Annotated in this window: 14 protein-coding genes and 1 pseudogene; 6 read left to right on the top strand and 9 right to left on the bottom strand. The window is 68.4% G+C overall.

Going from position 1 to position 10,521, the window contains the following annotated elements:
- Together D7W81_RS35660 and coaBC are read left to right on the top strand one after the other, a co-directional pair.
- Positions 1–235, top strand: a 235-nt coding sequence (locus tag D7W81_RS35660) for a hypothetical protein (protein WP_147445741.1), incomplete at its 5' end; no start/stop codon positions are given.
- A 40-nt stretch (positions 236–275) separates the two neighbouring features.
- On the top strand, positions 276–1,493 hold the full coding sequence (coaBC, locus tag D7W81_RS35655) for a bifunctional phosphopantothenoylcysteine decarboxylase/phosphopantothenate--cysteine ligase CoaBC (protein WP_120559843.1): 1,218 nt from the start codon (positions 276–278) through the stop codon (positions 1,491–1,493).
- Here coaBC and D7W81_RS35650 read toward each other — a convergent pair.
- Positions 1,479–1,937, bottom strand: coding sequence for an SgcJ/EcaC family oxidoreductase (locus tag D7W81_RS35650; RefSeq protein WP_120559842.1), 459 nt, complete (start codon positions 1,935–1,937; stop codon positions 1,479–1,481). The two genes, coaBC and D7W81_RS35650, sit on opposite strands and share 15 nt — an antisense overlap.
- Positions 1,938–2,020: 83 nt before the next feature.
- On the opposite strand from D7W81_RS35650, the gene D7W81_RS35645 reads away from it, so the two are divergent.
- Positions 2,021–2,938 (top strand): LysR family transcriptional regulator, encoded by a 918-nt coding sequence (locus D7W81_RS35645; protein ID WP_244227667.1) that lies wholly within the window; start codon positions 2,021–2,023, stop codon positions 2,936–2,938.
- Here the strand turns inward: D7W81_RS35645 and D7W81_RS35640 are convergent.
- Positions 2,928–3,986, bottom strand: a complete 1,059-nt coding sequence (locus tag D7W81_RS35640; protein ID WP_120559844.1) for an SDR family oxidoreductase — start codon at positions 3,984–3,986, stop codon at positions 2,928–2,930. The two genes, D7W81_RS35645 and D7W81_RS35640, sit on opposite strands and share 11 nt — an antisense overlap.
- A 115-nt stretch (positions 3,987–4,101) precedes the next feature.
- Between D7W81_RS35640 and D7W81_RS35635 the strand changes: the two genes are divergently transcribed.
- On the top strand, positions 4,102–5,019 hold the full coding sequence (locus tag D7W81_RS35635) for a LysR family transcriptional regulator (RefSeq protein ID WP_120559840.1): 918 nt from the start codon (positions 4,102–4,104) through the stop codon (positions 5,017–5,019).
- Positions 5,020–5,033: 14 nt separating this feature from the next.
- Here the strand turns inward: D7W81_RS35635 and D7W81_RS35630 are convergent, their stop codons facing one another.
- From D7W81_RS35630 to D7W81_RS35605, 6 genes are all read right to left on the bottom strand, one after another.
- Positions 5,034–5,495 carry an SMI1/KNR4 family protein gene (locus D7W81_RS35630; protein WP_120559839.1) on the bottom strand — a complete coding sequence of 154 codons (462 nt, stop codon included), beginning with the start codon at positions 5,493–5,495 and terminating at the stop codon, positions 5,034–5,036.
- Positions 5,496–5,519: 24 nt separating this feature from the next.
- Positions 5,520–5,978 (bottom strand): SMI1/KNR4 family protein, encoded by a 459-nt coding sequence (locus tag D7W81_RS35625; protein WP_120559838.1) that lies wholly within the window; start codon positions 5,976–5,978, stop codon positions 5,520–5,522.
- A gap of 34 nt (positions 5,979–6,012) precedes the next feature.
- Positions 6,013–6,480: an SMI1/KNR4 family protein gene (locus tag D7W81_RS35620; RefSeq protein ID WP_120559837.1), complete on the bottom strand. Its 468-nt coding sequence runs from the start codon at positions 6,478–6,480 to the stop codon at positions 6,013–6,015.
- A gap of 9 nt (positions 6,481–6,489) precedes the next feature.
- Entirely contained in the window at positions 6,490–7,122 is a 633-nt protein-coding gene (locus D7W81_RS35615; RefSeq protein WP_120559836.1) for a hypothetical protein, read from the bottom strand.
- Between the two features lie 48 nt (positions 7,123–7,170).
- Complete coding sequence (locus D7W81_RS35610; RefSeq protein WP_120559835.1) at positions 7,171–8,076, bottom strand: hypothetical protein; 906 nt, start codon at positions 8,074–8,076, stop codon at positions 7,171–7,173.
- 84 nt (positions 8,077–8,160) lie between these two features.
- Positions 8,161–8,568, bottom strand: coding sequence for a hypothetical protein (locus D7W81_RS35605; RefSeq protein WP_120559834.1), 408 nt, complete (start codon positions 8,566–8,568; stop codon positions 8,161–8,163).
- Positions 8,569–8,742: 174 nt separating this feature from the next.
- Here D7W81_RS35605 and D7W81_RS35600 point away from each other — a divergent pair, with 174 nt between their 5' ends.
- Positions 8,743–9,534, top strand: coding sequence for a helix-turn-helix domain-containing protein (locus D7W81_RS35600; RefSeq protein ID WP_279637925.1), 792 nt, complete (start codon positions 8,743–8,745; stop codon positions 9,532–9,534).
- 4 nt (positions 9,535–9,538) lie between these two features.
- Here the strand turns inward: D7W81_RS35600 and D7W81_RS35595 are convergent, their stop codons facing one another.
- The gene (locus tag D7W81_RS35595; RefSeq protein ID WP_120559832.1) at positions 9,539–10,102 is read right to left on the bottom strand and encodes an NADPH-dependent FMN reductase; all 564 of its coding nucleotides are present in this window, start codon (positions 10,100–10,102) and stop codon (positions 9,539–9,541) included.
- A 224-nt stretch (positions 10,103–10,326) separates the two neighbouring features.
- Here D7W81_RS35595 and D7W81_RS35590 point away from each other — a divergent pair.
- Positions 10,327–10,521 (top strand): annotated as a pseudogene (locus tag D7W81_RS35590) (uracil-DNA glycosylase); the annotation flags it as partial.

Here is a 10,521-nt window from a genome sequence, read left to right as displayed (position 1 = left end):
GCTGTGGGTGGTGCCGGGGGACGTGGGCGCGGTGGGCAACCCGCCTACGGAGCTCTTGCGCTCGCGCTATGCGCAGCTCGTGTATCAGCCCATGTCGGAGCGGGTGGTGGTGCAGGGCCTGCGGCCGGGGCGGTACACGCTGGTGTGGGGCTACTTCCACGCGGAGATGCCGGGGGCGGGCCCGGTGGTGCGGCAGGTGGACGTTCCCTCCCAGGGCGAGGTGTCCCTGCGGTAGTCGTGTTGCGACCGGGCGGGCTGGCGCGTAATGAAGCCGCATGGACGCATCGGCTCTGAAGGGTCGCCGGATCATCGTCGGCGTGGGTGGCGGCATCGCGGCGTACAAGGCCTGCGAGCTGGTGCGTGAATTGGGCCGAGCAGGCGCGGAGGTGCGCGTGGCCATGACGGAGGCCGCGCGCCAGTTCGTCACCCCGCTGACCTTCCAGGCGCTCGTGGGTCACCCGCCGCTGACGGACTACTTCGACCCGGCGCAGGAGGGGAACTTCGGCCACCTGGACCTGGCCCGCTGGGGCGAGGCCTTCGTGGTGGCGCCCGCGACGGCGGACCTGATCGCGAAGATTCGCGCGGGCTTCGGCGGTGACGCGGTGACGACGTCGCTGCTCGCCTTCAAGGGGCCGGTGGTGCTGGCGCCCGCGATGAACGTAGCGATGTGGGAGAACGCCCGGACACAGGAGAACGTGGCGTCGCTGCTGGCGGAGCCGCGCTTCAGCACGGTGGGGCCGGGCGCGGGGATGCTGGCGTGCGGCGACGTGGGCTCGGGGCGGCTGGCGGACGTGGGCGCCATCGTGTCCGCGGTGGCGGCGAGGCTGGGAGGAGGTCCGCTCACGGGCAAGACAGTGCTGGTGACGGCGGGCCCCACGCGCGAGTACCTGGATCCGGTGCGGTTCATCTCCAATCCCTCCACGGGGAAGATGGGCATGGCGCTGGCGCACGAGGCGCGAGCGCTGGGCGCGAAGGTGACGGTGGTGCTGGGCCCGGTGGGCGCGGTGGACCGCACGGGCCTGGAGGTGGTGGACGTGGTGAGCGCGGAGGACATGGCGCGCGAGGTGCTGTCGCGAGTGGAGTCCGCGGACGCGTTCATCGCCACTGCGGCGGTGAGCGACTGGCGTCCGGAGACGCGAGCACCGCAGAAGGTGAAGAAGGGCGAGGGCCCGGAGAACCTCAAGCTGGTGCGCACGCCAGACGTGCTGCTGGAGGCATCGCGCAAGGTGGCGGGCAGGGCGAAGCGCCCGGTGCTGGTGGGCTTCGCGGCGGAGACGGAGCGGGTGGTGGAGCACGCGCGTGAGAAGCTGGAGCGCAAGGGGCTGGACGCCATCGTCGCCAACGACGTCACCGCCGAGGGGGCGGGGTTCGGGACGGACACGAACCGCGTGACGGTGATTTCCCGTGGTGGGCCTGACCGGGTGTTGCAGGGCAGCAAGCGCGCGGTGGCGGGCGAAATCTTGTCGCTGCTGCTCGTGTCACCGCGAGGCTGAGCGCTTCGGCGTCATCAGCCGCAGCATCCAGCGTGCGAAGGCGTTGGGCGGCTGGATGCGGGTGTTCTGGAAGGCGGTGAAGAACCAGACGCCTTCACGCTTCACGGCGACCGTGGTCTGGATGGAGCGCCGGCCCTTGGGCGCCTTGCGTTGCCAGCGCAGCTTGATGACGCCTTCGGTGTGGATGAGCGCCACGTCCGGAGCGAGGAAGCGCAGGGACTTCACCTCACCGTCGAGCGTGGAGCCCCGGAGGACGCCGTCGAAGAGGGCCTGGTGGGCCTCCGCGTTGGCCTGCCGTCCCTTGATGTGGCTGCCGTCAAAGGCGACGTAGTCCACGTCCTCCGTGAAGCAGGCGGCGTAGGCCTGGGCGTCGCCCTGGTTCCAGCATTCGTACAGCTGCTGCATGCGCTCCCGGATGGCAGCGGCTTCGGTGGGTGAAGACATGGGACCTCGCTTTCTGCGCCCATGACTACGGCCCATTGGGCTCTCTCCACCAGTGATGGTCCATGATGGTTAGAATCACGGCTGTGAATCTCTCCGCCATCGACCTCAACCTGTTCCTCGTGCTGCACGCGGTGCTCGAGTCCGGCAGCGCGACCGGTGCGGCGCGGGAGCTTCACGTCACGCAGTCCGCGGTGAGCAACGCGCTGGCCCGGCTGCGTGAGGTGCTGGGGGATCCGCTGGTGGTGCGCAGCGGAAGGGGGCTCGTCCCAACGCCCCGGTGCGAGGAGCTGCGGCCCTTCATCGCGTCCGCCGTGGGCCAGCTTCAATTGGCGCTGGAGGGAGGCCAGGGCTTCAAGCCGGAGACGTGCACGCGGACCTTCACCCTTGCGGGCGCGGACCACCACGGTGTCTCCGACGTGCCGGTGCTCGCGGCGTTGTTCGCGAAGCGCCTCCCCGCCGCGCTCCTGCGCGTGGTGAGCCTCGACTATCTCGTCGAACGGGACGGGCTGACCACGGGCGCGGTGGACGTAGCGCTGGGGCCACCGGAGGCCACAGGGCCGGGGTGCCACGCCGAACCGCTCTACACGGATGACGCCGTGCTGCTCGTGCGCCGCGACCATCCGCGCATCCGGGGCAAGACGCTGACGAAGGCGCTCTACAACACGTCCAAGCACATCGACCTGCACCTCGCGGAAGGGCGTCCGGGCATTGGCCACCAGCAGCACACTCGCATCCTCAAGGAGCACGGCCTCACGCGGGAGGTGGGGCTCGCGGTCCCGCACTTCTTCGCGGCGGCGATGGCGGCGGCCCGCTCCGACCTGGTGGCCGGTGTGCCCCGCCGAGTCGCCCGAGCCTTCTGCGACATGCTGCCCCTGCGCACGGTGGAGATGCCCTTTCCCTCACCGCGCATGACCAAGTCGCTCATCTGGCACACCCGGACGGATGCGGACCCGGGTGCGAGCTACTTCCGTTCGCTCGTCGTGGAAGCGCTCAGGGAATGACCTTGCGGCGGCGGTAGTCCGCGAAGACTTCGCGGAACATCGTCTCCGTTTCGATGTGCCCCGGGAACCCGTGGCGGCGCGCCTTGGACGGGTCCGCGAGGAAGTCGAAGTTGATCGAGAACATCCCTTGGGCATGACGCCAGGGGTTGATGTCCTTGTACGGATTGGGAGCGAGCCCGTGCTTCGCGACCATCGCGTCCCAGAGCGGTGCCTTGTCCGCCATCGTCTCCACCAGGGAGATGGGGAGAGGAGGGGCCACCTCCAGGTCGAACATGCGGGCGATCTTCGGCCACAGCTCGCTCCAGCGGAACTGGTCGCCGTTGTTGATGTTGAAGGCCTGGTTCGCGGCCTTCGGGCTCGTCGCCGCCCAGAGCATGGCGTGCGCCAGGAGCCTCGCGTCCGTGATGTCCATGAGGATGTCGTAGGCGGACGGCGGCCCGGGGAAGCGCAGCGGGATGCCCAGCTCCTTCGACATGGACGCGTACACCGCGATGGCCAATGCTGCGTTCATCGGTGTGCCCATCGCGTAGCCCACCACGACGGATGGGCGGAGCGCGGACCACGTCCACGCCTTGCCCTGCTGCCGCTGCTCCAGGAAGGCCTGCTGATCCACGTTGAACGCGGGGGGCATGTGCGGCGCGTCCGTCTCCCGGGCGGGTGTCTTGAACGGGCCCAGCTGCGCGCCGTAGACCTTGTAGCCCTGCATCAGGTTGATGTGCTGGAGGTTCCTGGCGACAGGCTCCACCGCGTTCACCACGTTGACGAGCATGGCGACGTTGGGCGCCACCAGCTCCGCGAGCGTCGGGCGGTCCTGGTAGGCGGCGTAGAAGACGTGGGTCACATGCGTCAGGCCGCTCAGCTTCTCGCGGCTGTCAGCCGCATCGAGCAGGTCCACGGAGATGAAGCTCACGCCCTGGCGCGATTCGCCACCCCGGCGGGACAGGCCGATGACCTCCCAGCCTCCGAGCGCTTCCAGGTGTTCGATGAGGTTGAGGCCAGCGATGCCATGGGCCCCGACAACCAGGGCCACGTTCTTGGGGGAAGACATGGGGTTCTCCATGCGGCCCCACGTGGATCCGTTTCCGGGCCGCACGGGTCTAGTATTCGCGGGCCCTGTCGCGAGGTAGAGCCGTCCCAGGCACAAGGCTTGTGAGTTCAATTCCATGGCGCGTCTGGAAATCAATCGCTCGGGGGAGATGGAGGTCTTCGTCCGGGTCGTGGAGCAGGAGGGGTTCTCCGCGGCTGCGCGCACGCTGCGGATGACGCCGTCGGCGGTGAGCAAGCTCGTCGCGCGGCTGGAAGCCCGGCTGGGCGCGCGGCTCATCCACCGCAACACCCGGGGCTTCCAGCTCACCTCCGAGGGCTGCGTCTTCTACGAGCGCAGCGTGCAGGTGCTCGCGGAATTGGATGAGGCCGAGCGCGGCGTCACGTCCCATGACGCACCGTCAGGCCGCGTGCGAGTGAACACCAACGTGCCCTACGGCACGCACGTCCTCCTGCCGCACGTCCCCGCGTTCCAGGCCCTGTACCCAGGCATCCGGCTGGACATCGGGCTCACGGATCAGGTGGTGGACCTGCTGGAGGACCGCGCGGACGTGGCCATCCGCGCAGGGCCGCTCAAGTCCTCCAATCTCATCGCGCGGAAGCTGGGGGAGACCCGCTTCCACGTCGTCGGCTCACCGGCGTATCTGAAGCGCGAGGGGACACCCAGGACGGTCGCGAACCTGGAGAAGCACAACCTCCTGGGCTTCAGCTACGCGCGCTCCATGCATCACTGGTCCTTCGTGGAACACGGTGTCCCGGTTTCCATCCCGTGTGCCGGCAACGTGCAGGTCAGTGACGGCGAGGCGGTGCGGCACCTGGCGCTCGCGGGAGCAGGACTCGCTCGACTTCCCGTGTTCATGGTCCGCGAGGACCTTCGGGCAGGACGGCTGGTCGCGGTGTTGGAGGACCGCAACCCCGGAGACACCGAGGCCTTTCACGCGGTGTACCTCGACCCCGCGAAGCAGCTCCCAGCGCGCATCCGCGCGTTCCTCGACTACTTCGGTGAAGTGGGGCTGGGTGCGCAGAATCCGCCTTGATTCAGCCCCTGAACTCAGCCGTTGAGCCAGAAGAACGCATCATCACTGGCCAGCGCCTTCTCCAGGAACTCCCCGAAGGATGCGGCGACCTGCTCGACGACGGGGTACGTTTCGTGGAAGGCGTCGAGTAGGACGTACCGACCCTCCACGCGCTTGGCTACGTCCACGAGCACGTAGTCGCCGTCCTGCAAGTAGAGGAGCGTGTACCAGGACGCAGCTCCGTAGGTGTCGGTGTCTTCGTGCCGCATCTTGATGCGTGCGCGTTCGATTTCATCCAGCGAGAGGATGCGGTAGTTGGGCGCCTGCTCGCGCGGAGCGAACAATGTGGCTCCATCGCAGTGCAGATAGAAGGCCCGCAGGTCCTCGTCCAGCCTCCACCCCACGCGCTTCTCGAATGCGGCAAGCTGCCCAGGCGTCGCCGGAGAGCGGGGGAAGTGGAGCCGCGAGACTTCAGCAAACAGGCTTTTCATGGACATGGGCGCTCTACGCGCGAGTAGTACTCAACCGTCCAGCCAGTACGAGAAGCCGTCGCTGCGCATTGCGCTTCCAAGGAACTCCGCGAATGAGGATGCGATGGGCTTCGTCACTGGGTAGGTCTCGTGCCATGCGTCAAAGAGCGGATATGCGCCACGAGCCTGCTGGGCCGTGTCCAGGATGACGTAGTCGGTGTCCTGCATGTCCACCAGCGTGTACTGCGAAGGCGCCCCGTACTTGTCGTCGTCCTGGCCCATGATGGCCACACGGGCCCGGCGGATTTCTGCGAGCGAGAGGATGCGATAACTTGCATCCGGTTGCGCCTCGAACAGCGTGCCGCCATCGGAGTGCAGGTAGAAGGCGCACAGGTCCGCATCCAGCTTCCAGCCGACATGCGCCTCGAACGCGGCGATTTGCGCAGGCGTCGCAGGTGGGCGGGGGAAGTGGAGGCGGAAGAATTCAGCCAACAGGCGGTCCATGATCATGGCGCCTTTTCGTTTCCCTGAGCAGCAGTGTTCTTCATGGAGGGCTGCCGCTCAGCCAGAACGAGCGATTGCCGCTGCGCAGCGCCTTCTCCAGGAACTCCTCGAAGGACGAGGCAATGCGCTTCACCTGTGGGTATGTTTCGTGCCACGCGTCGAACAGCGGAAGGCGTCCATTTGCCTCCTGCGCGACGTCCACGAAGACATAGTCCCCATCCTGCATGTCCACCACGCAGTAATGCGTGGCTGCGCCGGCGCTGTCCTCGTCTCGACCCAGGATGGCAACGCGCGCGCGCTCGATACGCTCCAATGGCAGCAGGTGGTAGTTGACGTCCGGGAGTGGGGCGAAGAGCGTCGCCCCGTTACAGTGCAGGTAGAAGGCTCGCAGGTCCTCGTCCAGCCTCCACCCCACGCGCTTCTCGAATGCGGCAACCTGCTCAGCCGTGGCCGGAGGGCGGGGGAAGTGGAGCCGAGAGACTTCAGTTAGCAGGTCCTTCATGGGCATGGCCGCTCCTCAGTCCACATAGGGCCGCTCGGGTCCCGGCGTCAGCCACCTGCCTCCAGGGGCATAACAAGCGGGGTACTCGTTGGTGAACACCTTGTGGACATCTCCCGGGACGGGGATGACGTTGCTGGCGGCTGTCGGGGCGCCACCGTGCGCGAGGTCGAAGATGTGATGGCCTGCCCAATTCTCGCCGCTCGTCTTGGGCCAGTCTCCAAACTCCGAGCTCCACTTGCGGCGGAAGGATTCCCGCGCGGACTGCCACGTGTTTCGCCGCCACTCGCCGTCCGCTACTTTCGGGTAATCACAGCAGCAGTGCGTAATGGCCATGCGCCCACCGGCCTCCGCAGGCATGAACAGGTAGCGCCCCTGCCAGTCGGCCTTGATGTCGGCCAGCCACATGCAGCCCATGAGGGCGTGTCCCTGCGCCGCGCACTTCGATTCGCATCGGGACAGGAACGCGGCGCTGCACTGCCAGGGGCCGTAGTAGAGGGTCGTCCGGAGTTGGCCTCCGTCCGGCGTACCGAAGACCGGCCCCACCCACTTCGCCATGGCGGGCTTGCCCAGTGTGCCGCCCGTGGCCGAGCCGCACCCAACAAGGGCAAGGGCGAACGCCGTGCTCGCGGCATGCAAAATGGCTTTCACGTCGGCGGGTGATAGCGCGGCATGCGCGTGTCCGCCAATCAGCTCGGGCTAACGCAAGTCCACGGTCGCGACCTGTCCCGGCGCACCTTCCACCCCATGAATGAACGTGTGCTGCTCCACGTGCACGGCCTCGTGGAAGTCCGGCTCGCCGTGCCCTTCACTCCAGTCCACGCGGTCCATGCGGATGACGCGGGATGAATACGGCAGCAGCGTCGCCGGGTCCGTCACCAGCTCCAACTCCACGTGCGCGTAGCTTCCTTGCGTCCCATCCGTCTGTCCCACGGGCTCGCGGATGATCTTCAACTTCGCGCACCGGGGCTCCGGCACCGCGTCGGAGCAGGGCACTCCCACGTCCAGCCGCGCGCGCTCCTCGGCGGGGACGTCCTGGGTCTTCTTCCGGCCGGTGCCCACGGACATCGTCGTCGCCACGACCTCCGTCTGCCCTGGCTTGAAGCGCAACCCGTGCCAGCTGCCCACCCACTCGTTCCACCGGTTGCGGGCCTCCCGCTCCAACCCGTTCGTCAGCGCCTTCGTCATCTGTGCCTTCTTCCGGGGGCTGACCGGCAGCGCGTCCAACAGGTCCCGGCCGGGGCCGTCCTCCAGCGGATCAATCCCCTGGAAGTCCCCCTGCGCATCGATGATGGACGCGGCCAGCGGCTCCACGAAGGCAGGGAAGGGCGCTTCGATGATCTCCACGTCCTGGAACGCCAACCGCCGGCGCCCCTCCTCATCCACGGGTCCCAGCCGCATCACGTACCGGCGCTGCGCCGTCTGTCGGCCGCTCCAGTCCGTCCGCACGTCCACCGTGTGATGCACCCGGATTGTCGACTGCTCTGGCCAGGCGTAGCGCAGCGTCACCAGGTCCTTCCCCTGCGCTCCGCCGACCGTGGCGCAGCCGAAGACCCCGGAGGACAGCGCTGCGATGACGAACCACGGGCGCGTGGAGAAAGCCATGTCCCGCCACGATAACAACGCCCGGTGGGCCGCGCGGCACGTCCTGAAGCCCGGGCCGCGCGAACCGGACACTCCGGACGCCACTCAGGCCACGGCCACCGAGGCGCCGCGCCGCAGCCCCGCGTACTCCAGCGCCGCGAACAGCGCGACCGCCAGCGCCTGCGCCGAGACGAACGCCACCCCCAGGCCCGTGGGCGCCGTCGGGCCGTGCGTCATCAGGAGCACGCTGTCCACCACCCACAGCGCGTTCACCGCGACCACGAACCACACCGGCCACGAGGGCAGGGTGTCCCTCGACGCCAGGTAGCCGAGCAGCAGCGCGAAGGGGATGAGCCCCAATCCCGCCGCCCGAAGCAGCCCCGGCTCCAGGCCCAGCAGCGGCCCCAGGGGGCCCGCGGCCCCCGCCATCAACAGCCCCATGGCTCCACTGGCGACGCCGTCCAGCAGCAGCGCGCGGCGCAACAGGCTTCCCGACACGTTCTTGACGCTCATGGCACACGAATCCTTGCGAAGGGGTGGACGCAACGGCGGCTGTGAAAGCCGTCCGTCGTTGATGGACAAGATGCGAGCCGGCCCGCGCGGTGTCGATTACCTCCGAGGGAATGGAAGCGCTGACCTGCGCCCCCTATCTTCCCCACCATGACGAGCCTTCAGCAGAGCCGCCCCGTGGGAGAACTGCTGCGCGGCTGGCGTCAGCGGCGCGGGCTGAGCCAGATGGACCTCGCGTTGCGCGCGGAGGTCTCCACCCGGCATGTGAGCTTCCTGGAGACCGGCCGCTCCCAGCCCAGCCGCGAGATGCTGCTCCACCTGGCGGAGGAACTGGACGTGCCCCTGCGTGACAGGAATGGCCTGCTCGTGGCCGCGGGCTTCGCCCCCGTGTTCTCCGAGCGCCCCTTGAACGACCCCGCGCTCACCGCCACGCGCGAGGCCGTGGAGCTGGTGCTCGCGGGCCATGAGCCGTATCCCGCGCTCGCGGTGGATCGGCACTGGACGCTCGTCACCGCGAACCGCGCGGTGGGCGTGCTGCTGGCGGACGTGGCGCCAGAGATGCTCCAGCCGCCCGTCAACGTCCTGCGCCTGAGCCTGCACCCGAACGGGCTCGCGCCGCGCATCGAGAACCTGCGCCAGTGGCGCGACCACGTCCTCACGCGGCTGCACCGGCAGGTGGACACCAGCGGGGACGCCACGCTCGCGGCGCTCCTGGAGGAGCTGAAGGGCTACCCGGTGCCGGAGGCCGTCCCGGACGCGAAGGCGCGCGACTTCGCCGGCGTGGTGGTGCCCCTGCGCGTGCGCACGTCGCTGGGAAGGCTGTCCCTGTTCAGCACCACCACCGTGTTCGGCACGCCCGTGGACATCACGCTCGCGGAGCTGGCCATCGAGTCGTTCTTCCCCGCGGACCCCGACACGGCGGAGGCGCTGCGGCGGGCCGCCACGGAGCGGGCCCGCCAGGACATCTGAGGCGCTACGGCTTCACTCGCACCGTGCGCAGCGCCGTGCCCCAGGACACGACCTGATCCAGCAGCGTGTTCACCTGCTTCTCCTTTGCGGGGTCCGGCTTGAAGACGGTGTAGTGCTCGAAGTCGGTAGAGAGGAACAGCTGCACCTGCGCTCGCACCGTCGCCATCTGGAGCTCCGCGGCGACGAGGCGCAGCTGCTCCACCGCGCGCACGCCGCCCGCGCTGCCGTAGCCCACGAAACCGGCGGCCTTGTTGTTCCATTCGCGGTAGACGAAATCGAGCGCGTTCTTCAGCGCGCCGGACGTGCCGTGGTTGTACTCGGGCGTGACGAAGACGTAGGCGTCATACCCGGCCACCGTCGCGGACCACTTCTGGGTGTGCTCCTGGGTGTACTTGCCCATGGACGGCGGGGTGGGCTCGTCCAGCAAGGGCAGGTTGAAGTCCTGGATGTCCACGAGCTCGTACGTGGCGTCGCTGCGCTTCTTCGCGATGTCATGGACCCAGCCGGCGACCTTGTCCGCCTTGCGACCCGGCCGCGTGCTTCCAACGACGATGGCCACCTTGATCATGTGCGGGAGCTCCTGGGGAAATGGGCTTGGAATCAGCGCCCGGCATCTTCCCCGCGCCCGCTCCGGGGCCAAGGGCGGTTCGCCCCGGGTGTGTCCTGATTCGACCAGAGCCCGGCGCGTCCGCCCGGAAGGTGGCGGAAGCCCCGACCCTGGGCTAAGCGTACAGGCAACTTCCCCGGTTGCTTCCTTGCACCGGAACGGCCCCTTCGATACCGATCACCACTGTGAACGACGACACGCCTGATTCCGCGCAGGAGCTGGCCGACGTGCTCCAGGACGTGCGCCGCCACCTCCTCTGGCAGGAGGAGACCGCGGGCCGCTCGCTCCTCGTTGACGCGAAGGTCGCCGCCGAGCTCCAGCAGCAGCGCGCCGCCGCCTCGTCCGTGCGCACGATGATCGCCCGGACCAAGGCCCCCGAG

It is taken from the genome of Corallococcus aberystwythensis, from assembly GCF_003612165.1.
GTDB lineage: Bacteria > Myxococcota > Myxococcia > Myxococcales > Myxococcaceae > Corallococcus > Corallococcus aberystwythensis.
The sequence above is the reverse complement of the archived record's forward strand: the minus strand, read 5'-3'. Positions and strand labels throughout refer to the sequence as shown.